This is a genomic window from Pseudomonas sp. CFBP13509, assembly GCF_005233485.1.
In the GTDB taxonomy this organism is placed as follows: domain Bacteria; phylum Pseudomonadota; class Gammaproteobacteria; order Pseudomonadales; family Pseudomonadaceae; genus Aquipseudomonas; species Aquipseudomonas marginalis.
In genome coordinates this window covers 29,127-45,527 of record NZ_QGAA01000010.1, presented here as the reverse complement: position 1 = coordinate 45,527, position 16,401 = coordinate 29,127, and the positions used below count along the sequence as shown (strand labels likewise).

General features: G+C 60.2%; 14 protein-coding genes. 10 read left to right on the top strand and 4 right to left on the bottom strand.

Features of this window, described 5'->3' with window-relative positions:
* The first annotated feature begins 29 nt into the window (after window positions 1–29).
* Window positions 30–950 (top strand): LysR family transcriptional regulator, encoded by a 921-nt coding sequence (locus PspCFBP13509_RS17815; RefSeq protein ID WP_065927879.1) that lies wholly within the window; start codon window positions 30–32, stop codon window positions 948–950.
* Here PspCFBP13509_RS17815 and PspCFBP13509_RS17810 read toward each other — a convergent pair.
* Window positions 922–1,176, bottom strand: a complete 255-nt coding sequence (locus PspCFBP13509_RS17810) for a hypothetical protein (protein WP_065927880.1) — start codon at window positions 1,174–1,176, stop codon at window positions 922–924. The two genes, PspCFBP13509_RS17815 and PspCFBP13509_RS17810, sit on opposite strands and share 29 nt — an antisense overlap.
* Window positions 1,177–1,341: 165 nt before the next feature.
* Here PspCFBP13509_RS17810 and PspCFBP13509_RS17805 point away from each other — a divergent pair, with 165 nt between their 5' ends.
* On the top strand, window positions 1,342–1,662 hold the full coding sequence (locus tag PspCFBP13509_RS17805; protein WP_032887039.1) for a DUF883 family protein: 321 nt from the start codon (window positions 1,342–1,344) through the stop codon (window positions 1,660–1,662).
* 155 nt (window positions 1,663–1,817) lie between these two features.
* Here the strand turns inward: PspCFBP13509_RS17805 and PspCFBP13509_RS17800 are convergent, their stop codons facing one another.
* Window positions 1,818–2,852 carry an Ldh family oxidoreductase gene (locus PspCFBP13509_RS17800; protein WP_137212430.1) on the bottom strand — a complete coding sequence of 345 codons (1,035 nt, stop codon included), beginning with the start codon at window positions 2,850–2,852 and terminating at the stop codon, window positions 1,818–1,820.
* 192 nt (window positions 2,853–3,044) lie between these two features.
* Here PspCFBP13509_RS17800 and PspCFBP13509_RS17795 point away from each other — a divergent pair, with 192 nt between their 5' ends.
* Entirely contained in the window at window positions 3,045–8,207 is a 5,163-nt protein-coding gene (locus tag PspCFBP13509_RS17795) for a dermonecrotic toxin domain-containing protein (protein ID WP_137212429.1), read from the top strand.
* Window positions 8,208–8,227: 20 nt separating this feature from the next.
* On the opposite strand, the gene PspCFBP13509_RS17790 is transcribed toward PspCFBP13509_RS17795, so the two are convergent.
* Complete coding sequence (locus PspCFBP13509_RS17790) at window positions 8,228–8,497, bottom strand: PepSY domain-containing protein (protein ID WP_065927883.1); 270 nt, start codon at window positions 8,495–8,497, stop codon at window positions 8,228–8,230.
* A gap of 140 nt (window positions 8,498–8,637) precedes the next feature.
* Here PspCFBP13509_RS17790 and PspCFBP13509_RS17785 point away from each other — a divergent pair, with 140 nt between their 5' ends.
* The 7 genes from PspCFBP13509_RS17785 to PspCFBP13509_RS17755 all read left to right on the top strand — a co-directional run bounded on the left by PspCFBP13509_RS17785 (window position 8,638) and on the right by PspCFBP13509_RS17755 (window position 14,655).
* Window positions 8,638–9,633, top strand: coding sequence for a FecR family protein (locus PspCFBP13509_RS17785; RefSeq protein WP_137212428.1), 996 nt, complete (start codon window positions 8,638–8,640; stop codon window positions 9,631–9,633).
* Between the two features lie 326 nt (window positions 9,634–9,959).
* Window positions 9,960–10,409, top strand: a complete 450-nt coding sequence (locus PspCFBP13509_RS17780; RefSeq protein ID WP_065927885.1) for a hypothetical protein — start codon at window positions 9,960–9,962, stop codon at window positions 10,407–10,409.
* On the top strand, window positions 10,409–10,960 hold the full coding sequence (locus PspCFBP13509_RS17775; protein WP_027606446.1) for a hypothetical protein: 552 nt from the start codon (window positions 10,409–10,411) through the stop codon (window positions 10,958–10,960). Before PspCFBP13509_RS17780 ends, PspCFBP13509_RS17775 begins: the two co-directional genes overlap by 1 nt.
* A 67-nt stretch (window positions 10,961–11,027) precedes the next feature.
* The gene (locus PspCFBP13509_RS17770; protein ID WP_027606447.1) at window positions 11,028–11,774 is read left to right on the top strand and encodes a hypothetical protein; all 747 of its coding nucleotides are present in this window, start codon (window positions 11,028–11,030) and stop codon (window positions 11,772–11,774) included.
* A gap of 61 nt (window positions 11,775–11,835) precedes the next feature.
* Window positions 11,836–12,516 (top strand): C39 family peptidase, encoded by a 681-nt coding sequence (locus tag PspCFBP13509_RS17765; RefSeq protein WP_065927976.1) that lies wholly within the window; start codon window positions 11,836–11,838, stop codon window positions 12,514–12,516.
* Between the two features lie 38 nt (window positions 12,517–12,554).
* Window positions 12,555–13,298: a hypothetical protein gene (locus tag PspCFBP13509_RS17760; RefSeq protein WP_027606449.1), complete on the top strand. Its 744-nt coding sequence runs from the start codon at window positions 12,555–12,557 to the stop codon at window positions 13,296–13,298.
* A 49-nt stretch (window positions 13,299–13,347) separates the two neighbouring features.
* A complete protein-coding gene (locus tag PspCFBP13509_RS17755; RefSeq protein ID WP_065948660.1) occupies window positions 13,348–14,655 on the top strand; it encodes a hypothetical protein in 1,308 nt (435 codons plus the stop codon).
* Between the two features lie 81 nt (window positions 14,656–14,736).
* Here the strand turns inward: PspCFBP13509_RS17755 and PspCFBP13509_RS17750 are convergent, their stop codons facing one another.
* Window positions 14,737–16,059 carry a sigma-54 dependent transcriptional regulator gene (locus PspCFBP13509_RS17750; RefSeq protein WP_027606451.1) on the bottom strand — a complete coding sequence of 441 codons (1,323 nt, stop codon included), beginning with the start codon at window positions 16,057–16,059 and terminating at the stop codon, window positions 14,737–14,739.
* Window positions 16,060–16,401: the final 342 nt, after the last annotated feature.

Below are 16,401 nucleotides of genomic sequence, written 5' to 3'. Positions count from 1 at the left end.
CCACCTCAGTGCTGAATGATATGAGCCAGATGAATATCGCCCAGGTCGACCTGAACCTGCTGAAAACCTTCGAAGCCCTGCACGATGAGTCCAGCGCCAGCCGCGCGGCATTGCGCCTGGGTGTCACGCAGTCGGCCATCAGTGCAGGCCTGCGACGTCTGCGCGACGTCTATGGCGACCAATTGTTTGTGCGCACCGGCCGTGGCCTGGCGCCGACGCTGCGGGCCAACCAATTGAAACCGGTGATCAGTGAGGCGCTGGAGCGCTGTCGGCAAAGCCTGGCGATGGTCAATCCGGACAACCCGAACTATCAAGGCCGCTCGGTGGTGGTGGGCCTGTCCGACGACTTCGAAATTGCCTATGGCCGCCGGTTGATGGACACCATCGCACAGCGCTTGCCGAAGCTGCGGGTGATCTTTCGCCAGACCCACAGTCAGATCGTCGCCGGCGCCCTGCTCGACCGCACCCTGGACCTGGCAATTACCGCGGGCGGCTTTGCGCAAAGCCGATTGAGTCGGCAGGTACTGGGAGAGGGGGATTATCGCTGCGTCGTGGACCCACGCAGCCTGGCGCCAGGCCAGGAAAGCCTCAGCCTGGATGAATTTATCACCCGCGAGCATGTGTTGGTGTCGTCAGGCGGGTTCATCGGCATCACCGACGAAGGGCTGGCAGCGCAGGGCCTGAGCCGCCAGGTGTGCGCCTCGACCAGTCATTTTGCCGCACTGCCGTTTCTGCTCAAGGGCAGCCAGGCGGTAGCGACCATTCCCGGGCATGCGGCGCAGGCCATCGCCGAGATGACCGGCCTGCGGGTCCTGCCCTGCCCGTTGGCACTGCCGCGATACCCGGTGGAACTGGGTTGGCGCACCCAGGCCCAGCTTGATCCGATGTTGCTTAAAGTACGCGAAGCGATTGCCGCCGGCTTTACTTCGCCGCCGCCATCAGTTTGTTGACTTCACTGCGCACCATGTTGGAAAACTCCGGTGGCGACATGCCGTCCAGTTCGGCGCGGACCCATTCGGACCACCTGCCCTTGCGCTTGGCGCGCTCACCGAACAACCGCGCGGCTTCGCCCTTGGCCTTGCCCAGGTTGGTCTGCCACAGGTCATAGAGGCGGGACTTTTCATCTTCCAGCTCGGCGCGTTCGGCGAGGGTCTTGTTGGCGAGATTGAAGCTCATGTTGAAATTCCTGCTGCACAAATAGACGACATCTTACACTGTAGGTCGATTTTTCCGGATTCGGATTTCGTTCGCCAGTGCCGACCCGGCAAAAAAACTGCAACTTTTGCCACCGCCCGGCACTCCATTGTTCACTGTCACATTCACTTGCAAGGAGTCACACCCATGGCCCGCAAAACTGCCGCCCAAGCTGTTGAAGATCAAATCAAGGATCAAGCATTCAGTGAACTGACGGCCCTGATCGAAGAATCGGACAAGCTGCTCAAAAGCAGCGCTGCCCTGGTGGGCGAAGAAGGCGAAACCCTGCGCGAACAGGTCGCCATCAAACTCAAGCAGGCACTGGATTCGGTATCCAACGTGCGCGAGCGTAGCAAGCCAGTAGTCGATGCCACCGAGACCTACATCGGTGGCCATCCATGGCAGACCGTCGCGATCTCCGCAGGCTTCGGCCTGGTGGTTGGCCTGTTGTTGGGTCGCCGTAACTGACATCGTCCGTATAGCGCTATGCGTGCGGAGCAGCTGCCGAGCGCAAGCGAGGCTGCGTCAGGCGCACTGCCGATTCAAGCTCGGGGCGCGGCCGACGCAGCCTCGCTTGCGCTCGGCAGCTGCTACGGAATTGCGCGGAGCGGGATAGACAGCCTCTACGTAGCCCAGTCCCGCAGCTGGTTCAGCGCTTCCAGATCCACCATCACGCCCTCCTCCAACGACTTCGCCCGCGTGCGATGACGTCGATCCCCCGGCAACCGCCGCAGCCCCGCCGCATGCATCTGCCGCACCAATTCCTGGCTGCGCTCGGCAAAGTTCTGCCCGGCGGTTTTGCTTGGGTCGATCAGGATCAGCAATTGCCCGGTCCAGGGTGTGCGCGCTCCCGGATGGTCGGCCCAGTTGAACTCAAAGGAGAAGTTACCGCCGGTCAAGGCCGCTGCCAGCAACTCGACCATCATCGACAACGCCGAGCCCTTGTGCCCGCCAAACGGCAGCAGCGCCCCGCCTTCCAGCACGGCTTTGGGGTCGGTGGTCGGTTGGCCAAGGCTGTCGACGCCCATACCCGCAGGCAAGCGTTCGCCTTTGCGCGCGGCGATCTGCACATCGCCATGGGCAATGGCGCTGGTGGCCAGGTCGAAGACGATAGGCGCGCCGTCGGCACGCGGTGCGGCGAACGCGATGGGGTTGGTACCGAACAACGGCCGGTCGGCCCCATGGGGCACCACGCAAGTCATGCTGTTGACCACGCTCAGCGCCACCAGGCCTTCTTCGGCGAACGGTTCGACATCGGGCCACAGGGCGGCGAAGTGATGGGAGTTGTGGATCGCCAGCAGCGCAATGCCGGCACTGCGCGCCTTGGCCACCAGCAGCGAACGGGCGGCCTGCAACGCTGGCTGGGCAAACCCGTTGCCGGCGTCGACCCGCACAAAGCCGGACGCCACGTCCGTGACGACCGGCACGGCCTTGCCGTCGACCCAGCCGCTGGCCAGGGTGCTGAGGTAACCGGGAATACGGAAGATCCCGTGGCTATGGGCACCGTCGCGTTCGGCGCCGGCGCAGTTATGCGCCAGGATCGCGGCGACGTCCGGCGAAGTGCCGTGCTTCACGAATACCGCGTGCAACAAACCCACGAGGTCGTTGAAACCGATGAGCGCTGTAGCGTTGTCAACTATCGGGGACTGGGCAGACATCTGTAGCTCCGATTTTATAATTGGAAGAGACAACAAGAATCCAGACCCCCGATTAAACAACGCCTCAGGTGCCTGCTGTCAACGGGCGCTTGACGTCTGCGGCGGTTTGATCGCGAGTTATCTACCCCCCTGCACTCCCGCGCAATCCTTAACGTGGGCGCTCGTAAACGTCTATCTGATGGAGAGTGCCCTATGTCGACGGTCATCCCGCCCTACTTCTTCGACGAGTTCCTGCTTCCCGTAAAACGCAAGGAGCCGACACCACGGGAGCGTGCCCTGGGGTTCACGGTCAAGGACCTTGAATGGTTGCACACGCTGTACTACGCCACCGACGCAGCCCGCCAGGACCCCGCGGTGCAAAGCAACCCCATGCACGTAGAACGGTTGTTGATCAACCCCGGCGGTCAACCCGCCATCCCACTGGCGGGCGCGTTCATGATGAGCCCGACGCCGGACGACAACAAAGCCGTGCTCTATACCCCCTACGGTGGCCTGGAACTGTTCGACAGCCGTGCCGGCCTGCTTGGCGAGGTGCAGGAACGCTTGACGCAACCGAGCAGGCGCAGCGAGTTGCTCCAGTTTCTGTCCATTGCCGAACGGGACGCGTTGCCGATAAACGTGCGCCTGACGCTGACCACCGCCACGATTGCGGACGCCGTGATGGCCGACCAACGGAGGATCATCCTGGCTAACCAGCAAAAAAATGTACGGGCGATGCTCGATGAACTGCGCAAGCTCCCCGGTCTGAACGACATGCTCGACACCTTGCTCGGCATCATGGCCCGCTCCTATTTCCCTGGGTTGAACCCGGCCGACACTCGCGTGAACTTCTTCAGCCGCCCGGCCACGGGCGAAGAGGCCCGCTGGGTCGACTCGCTTCCCTTGCGTGATGCGTTGCTGCGGTTTTATGTCAGGCATGCCTGGCCAACCGACCAGACTCATTCGTTCTTCAACATCGGCCGAAACACCACAGCCTTCAGCCAGCAGCAACTGGCCGAGGACCAGCAGCGATGGAACAGCGTGGTCGAGCAAACCAGCGGCATTCTTTCCAAGCTATTGAACAGCCTGCTCCAGTCGTACTGGAACCAAGAGGTCAACGCGGACCAGTCGCGCCAACGGTTTTGCGCCCGCGTCATGAGTGACAAATGTCGCGCAGACCTGCTGTTCAAGCATCAGGACATGATCCTGAGCAGCGAAGAAAGCGAGCAACTGCGCGCGCTGTTCCTGGCAGACAAGACCGCGCGCGCGGCCTATACCCACCACCTGAACGTCGAGAGGGTGCGCATCCATGCGCCCTTTCAGCACTATGTCCATCTTGGGGGCACCTTGATGATCAGCAATGCCCACGCGTACCTCTACACGCAATCACGCGGCTTGCAGGTGCTCAAGGACATCGATGATCTGAAGGACATCCTGTTGACCCTGCTCAAAACCGCAGGGCATGAAGATGAGTTGCTCAATTTCCTCTCCTTGGACGAGCGTAGCGTGTTCATTGGCAGTGATCAGATAGAAGTGACCGGCAAGCCGGTTGCGGGCGATGCGTTCCAGGAGATGGTCGAAGACATTCTCGCCAAACAGTTCGACAACCTGGAATATGCGCTGGGGCTCTATCGGCGTAGCGCAGGTGAGATCGACCTGGCCGCGCTGCTCGACAATGCCCTGGACGTGCGCACCATGCTCGACAGCCGTTTGCAGGCGCTGGACGCCGGCGGGCGCTGGTCCGTCCATCCCATCACCAGCGGCAACGGCCGCCCCTCTACCGTCCATGCCGAAAAGGCCAAGGCACAGCTGAAGACGCTGGAAACGGTCGAGGCGGCGATGGCGATGGAGCGCAGCAAACACCCGACCCTGCGCGAGTTGGTGGGCCGAGCATTGAACGTCGAGCTGGGCAAAAGACAGTTGAGCCTCAAAGCCGACAACGTCTACATCAACCGCTACGCCACGCCAGCCAGCGAGCGCGAAGAGCGATTGCCCCTGGCGTCGACAAGCATGGTGGAGCACTTTATTGCGCGCCTGGCCAAGCAAGCCGAGGCCTTGACCGACTCGCCCCTGACCTGGTTTTACGGCAAGCGCCGCTCAGGCGTCGCCAACCAACTGCACAACCTGACCACGAACAGCTTCAATGCGGTGATCGAGCAGGTCCTGACCACCTTTGCAGAACATGACCTGCGGACGCTGCCGCATCTACTCCTGGAACATAACCGCGCACACCTGAGCCATGGCATGTTGCTGGGGCTCAGCGGTGAAGCACAACTGAGGCGATTACAAAAGAGCCTGCCGGTCGCCTGCCTCGACCTGCTGGACAGCGCCCTTCACGCCGAAAACATGACCCGACTCACCCGGCGTGGCCTCAACGGGTTTATCCCTGACGCGTTTGGCTTGACCCTCAACCTCGGGGCTGACGCCGTACCCGAAGCTCTGACCAACTGTTTTGTACTGACCGAGCGTGGTGGCACCGACCCCGACCATTCAGGGCTGGCAATGCTGTGGACGCCGCGTGCCGGCTATGAGGCCTTTGCGTCGTTCAACGTCTTGCGCGAAGTGCTGGAACAACGCTTGCTGAGCCCCACCGCACGGTTACCGCTGATCGAGAACCTGAGGCCCTCCAAGCGCAGACCCCACCAGTCCTATCGGCTCGGCCCCCTGCAACGTATCGACGAGCATCTGCTGCACAATCGCCAACAGACTTACAGCGACTTCATGCGCGACAAGATCGACCATGTACTGTCGATGAAATTGAACGCTCAACGCTTTCAGGACTTCATGGACAGTTTTATCCGCCAGGCCACACCGACCAACCTGCCCAGGGCCATTGCCATTGCACGTGCCATGATCCATCAACAGGCACTGCCGGTCTGGCTGGGGATGGCGCGGCCACATGAACAAATCCTGCATGCCGAACTGCTTGAGCAATACCGCGCCAGCGTAACGGATGAGCAGGATTACCTGCACAGCCTCACACCCATGCGCGAACAGGTGGTGAGTAGCTTATCTACCTTGCTCAATGCGCGGTTTCCCGGGCAAGTGGTCAACCCCGACGCCATATTGATACCTGGCCGTATCGACCTGCAAAACCACACCCAGACCCTGACCGACTTCGCCCTGCGGCACTTGCCTGAACTGAACGCTGACCATATCCGGCCGCGATCGCGTACAGACACGCCCTTGCCAGCAGCACTCGATGGCAGCACCGTGGTGCAACTGGTGCGCCAACTGGACTTGAAAAGTCTCTACCAGACACAACTGACCACCCTGCTCAAGGGCCAGACCGAAGACACCCGTCGCCGTCGTCGATTGTTTTGTCGGCAACTGCCGTGGCAATTGCTGCAATACGCCCATGAACAAACACTTCAGGAGCGCCTGTCGGCATCAGCCTGGAGCTTTATCCAGCAAGTCTTTGATATGCCCGATGCCCTGGCGCGCAACAGCGTAAGCGGCGTCACGGCGATGGTTCGCCCGCTCGAACTGATCGCCACGCCGGGGGCGGCGCTGGTCAAGGCTCTGGGCTGCTACCTGATCGGCCCGAAGGGCGGCGCGACGGGCCCGTTGATCCTGTATGCGCCCTATAGCCCCAGCCACCTGTTGAAGGAATACGCAAATGAAGCGGCGTTCATCAGCGAATTCACCACCCCTGGGGCGCTGCAAGAGTGGGTGGTCAGCCAGTTGGAAGAATCGCAACAAGCCACTTACCGCAATTTGCTCAGCCAGAACTGGCGTCATGGGCTTTCGGAAATCCGCGTGGGTGCCAACCCGATTGTCGGCAACCTGCTCAAGCGCCTGTTCAAGGACAATATTGAGTTGCTGCTGCAGATGCTCGCCTGCCAGTTCTCTGAGTCGGGCAAGGTCAAATGGGACGGGATCACCAGCCTGTTGACCCGGGAGATTCCCAAGGGTTTGCAGTTCATGGCCGGTAAACTTGCTTACCCGCTAGTGGTGTGGCGCAGCTACAAACTGTTCCTGGCCTCCGCAGAAGACCTGCAACAGCACCGCTGGCAACGCGCGCTCAAGGCCTTTGCCGGCGGAGTGGCCGAATTGGCCGCGTTGCGCAAGGCGCTGGACAAGCTCTTGCCCCAGGACGCGCCAGTCACGGAGCCGCCCCCCGTTGAGCAGTGGTTGCAAGCCCCCGCGCCTGCTGCGGATACCCTGGCAGACCTGGACCTGACCGCACCCGCACGGACACACCTGCAAGTATTCGAAGACCACGATATTGCGCTGGCGGACCTCACCCCAGGCAAGCCTACCGGCCTTTACAGGGATCAGGCCGGCACGCGGCAGTTCATCCCCTTGTCGGGCAAGGTTTATCCGATAAAACAAGCCGGCAAACACTGGCGGTTGATCAAGGGCGAGCTACCGGGCCCCTATGTGCAGTGCAACACCCAGGGGGTGTGGACACTGGACCTCGACCGGCATTACCCGCGCTACGGCAAAACGTTAAGCCGCTACGCCGGCAAACTCACCACCCGTGCAGCCGAGCGCGATGCCATCAATATCGAAGCGGTGGGCATACGAGAGATTGCCACGCTATCCAACTGGAAGGCCCAGTGCATTGATGAAGCGCTCAATGTCGCGACGTACTATTCGGTCAACTGCAAACGCAACCTGCTGCACTTCGCGACACATTTGGCTCCCAATAGCCGGCTCGGGCGGTTTTTCAGCGAACTGTTCGGCATCGTCACGCTGACGCCCGAGCAGGTGCAGCGAGTCGAGCGACGGGTCGACGAGATACTCGATGAGTTGACGAACCATACCCTCATCAGCCCCGATTCGATGCGGTTTGTCAGCGGCACCCATCGCTACAGCCCGCGCAACACCTTTGCCTTTGTGCTGCCCGATGACCAGGAGCAGAAAATCTATTTGCTCGACCGCTTTTTCGACCCCCCACTGGATAACTATCAAAACCGCCTGACCACGCCGTTCAACATCTCGGCCCACGCACGGGCAACGGTGCTGATTCACGAGATATCGCACATCAAATCCTTGACTGAGGACCTGGCCTACCTGGACAGCATGCGCCCGTTTCACGACCTGATTAATGTGAAGATCCAAGGTGCCAGGCTGATGCAGACCGACCTGGCCGACTTGCGTGATACCGCGCTGTCCACGCTGACGCCCGCCACGCTGTTGTTCAAAACCTGGGATGAGTTCAGCGAAGAATGGGAGGATTTCGGCAGCAGTCGGGCGACCACGCCGCAAAAAGATAAAGTCCTCGGCATCACCGGCTGCCGAACCCTGAATGAGGCACGGGACATGTTCATGAGCAATGCAGACAAACGAATCGACACGATTCTGGCCAATGCCGATTCGGTCACCTACCTGATCAGCCAACTCGGGCGAGAGCTGGATGCGGGAGCCTGAGCAGGCTCCCGGCAGGTACGTCAGTCTTTCTGGTCGCGCAGGATGTTGCCGGAGGCCCCATCGATACGGGCTTCGTACACGGTACCGTCGGACTTGCGTCCCTTGACTTCCCAGTAGCCATTGTCATCGGCTTCCGCCGCATAGACCTCGACATAACCCGCCTTGGTCTTGGCAACGTCGATGGCTTTTTCGATGGTGATCCAGCCTGCGCCTGGCTTATCGGCCAGGGCAGCGCCCGCACTAAGCAGAGCAGTGGTTGCACACAGCGCGACTAAGGTTTTCTTCAGCATTTTCGTACTCCATTGTGGGAATGTCCTGATTTTTAGGTACTCCCAAACGAGAATAAGTTCCAATTGATGTGCAATCGCCATGACGCCTGTTCTCGCGGTCCACCTCGGGAGGTTAGAATGTGCGAAATCAGGATGAGTTAATGAGCGAAAAGTCCATTTCAGAAGCCGAATATGACGCCATCACCGACGCCGCCGCGCATTGGTGCATGCGCCTGCACGCCAGTGATTGCACAGCGGATGAACGTCAGGCTTTTGCGCAATGGCATGACTCCCATCCGCTGCACGCCTTTGAATACGCGGCCATGCTGGAAATTTGGGACGTCGCCGACCACCTGCCGCGCCACGAGATCCCGTCGGTGGTGGTGCCGTTCAAGCCGCGCAGCCGGCTGCGCACCTATGCAGTAGCGGCCGCGATCTGCCTGGTCGCCTTGCCCCTGGCCGCTTTCACTGGCTGGGAAGCCGGCTGGCTGCCGAGTTCCTATGAGCGTTTCCAGGCCGCCAACGGCTTGCGCCAAGTCATTCTGGGCGACGGCAGCCAGGTGGAACTCAACCTGGGCACCGAGCTGGTCTACAGCAACTACAAGGATCAGCGCCGCGTCACGTTGAACAAGGGTGAGGCGTTCTTCAAGGTCAGCCATGACAGCGCGCATCCGTTTATCGTGCACGCAGGCGAAGGCCAGGTGCGCGTCACGGGCACCCAGTTCAACGTCTGGAAGTATGAAGACCAGGTGCGGGTGATGTTGCTCGAAGGCTCGGTGCAGATTGCCAGCGACTCGTTACACGGCAGCGTGCCCCTGACGCCGGGCATGCAGGCCAGCTACCAACAGGGCGATGCAACGCCGCGTATACAGGCAATCACCGCCAATGACAGCGCCCTGGCCTGGCGCCAGGGCAAGCTGGTGCTCGACAACCTGGCGCTGGTGGATGCGTTGCCGTTGATCAACCGCTACCTGAACAGACCGGTGATGCTGGCAGACGCCAACACCGGGACGATTCGCATCGGTGGCATCTACAACATCACCGAGGTCAATAACCTCATCCCCTCCTTGCCCAAGGTCTTGCCGGTCTATCTGACGCAGAACCAGGATGGCAACCCCGTACTCAATTCCATCCCGCGTAAATCCCCCAAAGGCTGAGCCTGCACCCCGGCCGGGGCATCGTTGCGCCTGAAGTGTCCATTTTTGAAACACTCGACTCCCCTGGACCGCCCGTGTGGTGCGGATTCATCGTTTTGTCATAGGCAGTGTTACAGCGCTGATACAGCTTGGTGAATCGTTTGTGGTATGCCGCTGTGTGTATGCCTTGGAGGCAGGTGTCTCAGTGCTGAAACAGCACTGACATCACTTCGCCCACAAACAAATCCAAGCCATTGAATAACAACGGCAAATAAAAAGCGGCACGGCTTCTGCTCTATCCCTTGCAGCGCTGTTTAGGGTCAGCGCGACGAATAAGGAATGCCGCCGTGGCCACACTCACTCAAGGTTCGATGAACGTGCTGCTGATCAGCTGTGTACTCAGCGTCGGCATCAGTGTTCCCAGCTTTGCAGAGGATGGCGTGATCGTGACAGGGCGCAACGTACAGGCTCATATGTACGGCCGCGCCGCCTTCGGTAAAGACCCCTACCCCACCACCGCCAACGCCAACCCCAGCCGGGACATCATCGGTGCCACTGGCGAGCTCAGTGATATGGATATCGGCGGCATCAGCAGCGGCTCAAGCATTGTCCGCGCAGTTCAGACCAACGGCACCTTGACCGGCCTGCACGCCACGCAAAACAGCATGTCCACCTTGGGGGCCGGCTCTGCCGCCGGCCACGGTGCGGGCAGCAGCATGGGCGGGCAGATCAGCGACTCGGTCCAGCGCGGCATGGCGCCGTTGAATAACATCGGCAGCATGCTGGGGGGCAAGTGATGAATCGTTCCCTGCTCGTTCTCGCCCTGTTGGCCAGCGCCCCGGCATTCGCCGACGACACGGCGGTGATCCACAACAGCGGCCAACAATACCAGGGTGTCGTGTCGATCAACCAGGCGGCCGGCAACCAGCAGCAAATGTCCAACAGCCGCGCCATCGCGCTCGGTGGCCAGGCCACCAACGTCAACATCCAGCGCCTCGACGGCAGTGTCGACCCGTCCCTGAACGCCAGGGCGGCGATCCAGGGCAGCTCATTTACTAACGGCAACGGTGTACTGGGCATCAACCAGTCCGCCGGGGCCAATAACCAATCCATCAATGCCGTGCGGATCAGCATCAACCCTGGCCCGCAAAGCATCGATGACAGCGTCCTGTTGCAACAGAACACCACGACGCTGGCAACCGACTCAGGGCTCACCCCCACCACTGGCAGCCGCCTTGTCGTTACGAGCGACCAGGCCTTCACAGGCAGCCGAGGAGTGATTCAGGTGAACCAGAGTGCCGGGGTGGGGAACCGAGTGGCTAACACCCTGGGCATCACTATCAAGTAAACGCTTGGTAGCACTCGTTAGACCGTACCAACACTTAACCAACTAATTAGAAGCAAGGAGAAACACCATGAAACCTCAAATGGCTCTGAAACCACTGGTTTTCGCACTGGCCGCACTCATGGCTGCTGCTGCTCAAGCAGGTGGCGGCTGGCACCCTGCACCTCAACCCACCGGTGTGGTTGCCTCTGTCGTGACCGATGTGCAAAACAGCGTGGGCAACAAGTTCGATGACACCAAAACCGAAAACAACGCCTCTGCCGACGGCTCGGTAACCAGCAACAGCGGTAACACCGGGGTCAACGTACAGGCGGGCAGTGGTAACCAGGCCGACAACTCCGGCGCCATCTCCAGTGCCAAAGGTGACTTTGCAACGGTATTCGCTGTCGTCGATGTCAATCAAAACAGCGGGCTCAACAACTTCGTCAACAAAGGCACCCAGAACAACGCCTCGTTGGATAACTCGGCTAACGGGAACTCCGGCAACCTGGGTTACAACGGCCAGGCCGGTCAAGGCAACCAGGGTAAAAACAACCTGGCAATCACCACCGCTGATGGCAAAAACATCGCAGCGGCCGCCAACACCGAGCAAAACTCGCTCGCCAACAGCTACCTGAACACTGCCGCTACCAGCTACGGGTATGGCCATGGCAGCAAAGCCCAATACGTGTCCAACAACTCCAGCCTCGACAACTCGGTTAACCGCAACTCCGGCAACGTGGGTGTGAACCTGCAATCCGGCTCGGGCAACCAAGGCAGCAACAGCCTGTCGATCGGTCAAGGTTGCAGCGTCTGCGCCAGCGGCGTGCGCTTCTGATCCAACGGGGCCTTGGCAACAAGGCCCTTTTTTATTCCAGTGTCCAGCAGGTCACATGATCATGCGCCTCGCGACCCTCACCCTCCTGATGCTGCTCACCGGCCCGACCTGGGCAGGCACCATGGCGATCTCCGCCCTGCCTGGCGGTGCAGTGATCTACAAGAAGGTCGAGAGTATTCGTGAACGCCGGTTCGCCAACCTGGTGGAACAGAAAACCGATTTCAGCTGCGGTGCTGCGGCACTCGCTACCATTCTGCGCCAGGGTTATTGGCTGGATGTAGACGAAGATCACGTCATCAAAGGCATGCTGGTCAATTCCGACCAGGACCTGGTGCGTACCCAGGGCTTTTCCATGCTGGACATGAAGCGCTACCTCGAAAGCATCGGCATGCGTGCCCGGGGCTACAAAATCGCGCCAGAAACACTGGTCACCGTAAAGATCCCCGTGGTGGTCCTGCTGGAAATTCGTGGCTACAAGCACTTCGTGGTGATGCAGCGGGCCGACAAGGACTGGGTCTATATCGGCGACCCGGTACTGGGCCATAAGCGCTATTCCCATGATGACTTCGTCAAGGGCTGGAACGGCATCGTGTTCGCCGTGCTGGGTGAAGGTTACGACAAGGCCAACGCCCTGCTCGACCCGCCCACGCCACTGACCGCCAAGAACCAGTTGAATGAGTTCAGGCCCGTAGGCGATGCCGAGCTGATGGATTTCGGTTTTATCCAGAGCGACTTCTTCTAAGAAGCGCAATAAGGGGCAGGACGCTCCAGGAGCAAAAGATGAACACTTCCCGTTGGCTGACGGTCTTGTGTCTGGCAGCCTCAATGCCCGCTTATGCTTCGTCGGGGTTCAAACCCATCGAGCTCAAGGATTCGGAAATGGCCGACCTGCGCGGTCGTTACGTGATGCCGGGGCGGATCATCAGCTTCGGCATTGTCATGAGCAGCACCTGGACCAACGCCGTGGGTGACACCATCACCGGCAAGGCCAGCATGCAGATCGATTCGTCGACCATCACCCCGCAATTCTACGTACAAACCACCGGCTCGACCGGCAACGGCACGAACCCGAACACCGGCACCGGCACGGTCACCGGCGGCGCCGGCCTGGGCAGCGGCCAGGGTGTGACACAAAGCGTGCGTACCGCCGGCGATGGCAACACCGCCTATAACAATGTGGGCATCACCGTCGAGAACGGTTTTGCGCCCTCCAACATCGTGCAATCGGGGCAAGTGCTGGTCGCCGGCGGTACGGTGACCGGTGACAGCGCAGCAGGCCGCGTGAGCGTGTCGGCCAACAACGGTGGCTTGCAGATGGCGATCCAGGCCAACCACAACCAGGGCAACAGCCTGCAGCAGATCGGTGGTGGGAATGTGCTGCAAGGCACGGTTCTGACTGGCAACACTAACTTCGTCAACAACATGACCCAACTCAACGTAGTGATGAACAACAACGGTTTGAACAACGGCGCATTGAACTGCAATCTGGATCAACTCAAAGCCCTACGCACGCTCGGTTATTGAACTACGCTGACCGTCGACACTTACGCATTAGAAAAGGACGGCTTATTTCATGCATCGATCGTTATCGCTCCGTGCTGTGATCTGTTTAAGTACGCTCTTGCCCGCATCCGTTCTGTATGCAGCGCCAGATAGCGACATCGAAACCCTCAAACAGGAACTCCTGGAACTCAAGCAGCGGTACGAAGTGCAGCAAAAAGCGCTGGCCGTGCTGGAGCAGCGCGTGCGTCAGGTCGAAGACCAACCGGCAACCCCGGCCCCCAAACGCTTGGCCAAGTCCCCGGCAGACTTTCAAAAAGCCAACGGCACCACCGTCGCGGGCACGGGGGCCGCGGCTGCATCCGGTGGCGCTGGAGGGGGTGGTGGCAGTTCCTACGGCCAGTCCCTCAAGGACGACTCCGCCCCGGCGCAAAGTGTCAGCAACCTTTATAACGAAGCCAGCGGCTTTTTCGGCAATGGCAAGTTCAGCTTCGAAACCGGCGTCACCTATGCCCGTTACGACGCCCGTCAGTTGACCCTCAACGGGTTCCTGGCGCTGGACTCGATTTTCCTCGGCAATATCAACCTGGACCGCATCAAGTCCGATAACTGGACCCTGGACCTGACCGGGCGCTACAACGTCGATAACCGTTGGCAGTTCGACGTGAACGTGCCGGTGGTGTACCGCGAGTCGACCTACCAGTCTGCCGGTGCCGGCAACAACGGCACCGCGACGTCGGAACAATCGGTGACGCGCGACCCGACCATCGGCGACGTCAACTTCGGCGTGGCTTACAAGTTCCTCGACGAAACCCCTAACCTGCCGGATGCGGTGGTATCGGTGCGGGTCAAGGCGCCCACAGGTAAAGAACCGTTTGGTATCAAGCTGATCAACACCCCCGGCAACGACAACCTGTTCGTGCCCGAAAGCCTTCCCACCGGCAACGGGGTCTGGTCCATCACGCCGGGCATTTCCCTGGTCAAGACCTTCGACCCAGCCGTGTTGTTTGGCTCGCTGTCCTACACCCATAACTTCGAAGAATCGTTCAGCGACATCAGCAGCGACGTCAACCAGAAGGTCGGCGGCAAGGTCAGCCTGGGCGACAGCTTCCAGTTCGGGGTCGGCGTGGCCTTTGCCCTCAACGAGAAGATGAGTATGTCGTTCTCGGTGTCCGACCTGGTGCAGCGCAAGAGCAGGCTCAAGCCCAACGGCGGCGACTGGCAATCGGTGGTTTCCAGCGATGCCAACGCCGGTTATTTCAACGTGGGGATGACCATTGCCGCGTCGGATAACCTGACCATCGTGCCGAACCTGGCAATCGGCATGACGGACGATGCGCCGGACTTTACGTTCAGCCTGAAATTCCCGTATTACTTCTAACCCGACCGCTACAGAATCCGGTGCACAAGGAAAAGCCCCGCAACGATAAGGGTCGTTGCGGGGCTTTTCGGTTTACCCGCCCTAGCGGATCTGGTGTTTGTGCAGCAACCGGTAGAACGTCGGCCGGGAAATCCCCAGCACACGGGCCGCGACACTCAGGTTGTCGCTGTGCCGGTTGAGCACATCGCACAGCGCCTGGCGTTCAGCACGGTGCTTATAGTCTTCCAGTGTAGCCATGGGTGGCGAAATTGCCTGTTCGCCCAGCAATCCCAGATCGGCGGCTTCGATCTGGCGCCCTTCGGCGAGTACCAGGCCGCGGCGCACGCGGTTGGCCAGTTCGCGCACATTGCCCGGCCACGGGTGTTGCCCCATGGCCACCAGGGCGTCATCGCTGAAGCTGCGGGGGCGGCGGCCGGTTTCCTGGCTGTAGAAGCGTGAAAAGTGGTTGGCCAGCATCGCCACATCACCATGGCGCTCGCGCAAGGGCGCGGTGACCACCTGCAGCACATTGAGCCGGTAGTACAAGTCTTCGCGGAAAGCCCCCTTGGCGACGGCCGCTTCAAGGTCGACGTGGGTGGCCGCCAACACCCGCACGTCCACCGGAATCGGCTGGCTGCCGCCGACCCGCTCGACCTGCTTTTCCTGGAGAAAGCGCAGCAGGTTGGCTTGCAGTTCCATGGGCAAATCGCCGATTTCATCGAGGAACAGGGTGCCGCCATGGGCCGCTTCGATGCGCCCGACCTTGCGTTGATGGGCACCGGTAAACGCGCCCTTCTCATGGCCGAACAGTTCGGATTGGATCAGGTGTTCGGGAATGGCGCCGCAGTTGATCGCGACAAAGGGCCTGGCATGGCGCTGGGATTGGCGGTGCAGGGTCTTGGCCACCAGCTCCTTGCCGGTGCCGCTGTCGCCACGGATCAGTACCGGGGACTCCGTGGGCGCCAGCTTGGACAATAATTTGCGTAACTCACGAATGGGGCGGCTTTCCCCCAGCAACTCGTGCCCTTCATCTACCGGGGTGTGACCCTTGCCACGCAGGCGCGCCATGCCAAACGCGCGGCCCAGGGTCACCTGCACCCGCGCCACGTCGAATGGCAGGGTATGGAAGTCGAAAAACCACTCGCAGACGAAGTCCCCCACATTTTGCAGGCGCAGCACATCCTGGCTGAGTACGGCGATCCACTCGGTGCCACTGCGGCTGATCAGTTCCTTGACCGCTTCGGGCCGCTCCAGATGATAGGGCTGCAGGCGCAATAGGCCGACATCGCATGAGCGCTCTCCTACCGATTCCAATGTGCAGCTGTCGACATCCCACCCGGCCGTACGCAAACCGGGCAGCAACCCGTGGCAGTCATCACAGGGGTCAACCACGAGCAAACGACGTTGGACGAGGGGCACACCCATGACTGATCCTTGGCGTCAAAAATCACTAAAGTTATTTAGAAACAACAGTTTGTAATGGTTGCCGATAACCCTAGCAAGATCTTGACAGCGTGCTTGTATCGTTTCGCTATAAGTGCGGACAAAAAGCCACTACTCGTGTTTGCAGGTCAAAAAGTTGCGTCTTCGCAAAACTTTCAATCAGCTTTCAAAACAGCCGCTTACATGACGTCCATCAGGAAAAGTTGAAATTTGTTGCTCTAACATGTGACCCGTACCCCGTCATCGCGCATCAGTACAAGTAACCCGCCGCACGGTCAGCCCAACCGCCGGTACTCACTTGAATGGGCATTTAGAGAGAGACCC

Coding starts and splice junctions, on each gene's coding strand:
- PspCFBP13509_RS17815 (WP_065927879.1), top strand. CDS start 30: ATGAATATCGCCCAGGTCGACCTGAACCTGCTGAAAACCTTCGAAGCC.
- PspCFBP13509_RS17810 (WP_065927880.1), bottom strand. CDS start 1,176: ATGAGCTTCAATCTCGCCAACAAGACCCTCGCCGAACGCGCCGAGCTG.
- PspCFBP13509_RS17805 (WP_032887039.1), top strand. CDS start 1,342: ATGGCCCGCAAAACTGCCGCCCAAGCTGTTGAAGATCAAATCAAGGAT.
- PspCFBP13509_RS17800 (WP_137212430.1), bottom strand. CDS start 2,852: ATGTCTGCCCAGTCCCCGATAGTTGACAACGCTACAGCGCTCATCGGT.
- PspCFBP13509_RS17795 (WP_137212429.1), top strand. CDS start 3,045: ATGTCGACGGTCATCCCGCCCTACTTCTTCGACGAGTTCCTGCTTCCC.
- PspCFBP13509_RS17790 (WP_065927883.1), bottom strand. CDS start 8,497: ATGCTGAAGAAAACCTTAGTCGCGCTGTGTGCAACCACTGCTCTGCTT.
- PspCFBP13509_RS17785 (WP_137212428.1), top strand. CDS start 8,638: ATGAGCGAAAAGTCCATTTCAGAAGCCGAATATGACGCCATCACCGAC.
- PspCFBP13509_RS17775 (WP_027606446.1), top strand. CDS start 10,409: ATGAATCGTTCCCTGCTCGTTCTCGCCCTGTTGGCCAGCGCCCCGGCA.
- PspCFBP13509_RS17770 (WP_027606447.1), top strand. CDS start 11,028: ATGAAACCTCAAATGGCTCTGAAACCACTGGTTTTCGCACTGGCCGCA.
- PspCFBP13509_RS17765 (WP_065927976.1), top strand. CDS start 11,836: ATGCGCCTCGCGACCCTCACCCTCCTGATGCTGCTCACCGGCCCGACC.
- PspCFBP13509_RS17760 (WP_027606449.1), top strand. CDS start 12,555: ATGAACACTTCCCGTTGGCTGACGGTCTTGTGTCTGGCAGCCTCAATG.
- PspCFBP13509_RS17755 (WP_065948660.1), top strand. CDS start 13,348: ATGCATCGATCGTTATCGCTCCGTGCTGTGATCTGTTTAAGTACGCTC.
- PspCFBP13509_RS17750 (WP_027606451.1), bottom strand. CDS start 16,059: ATGGGTGTGCCCCTCGTCCAACGTCGTTTGCTCGTGGTTGACCCCTGT.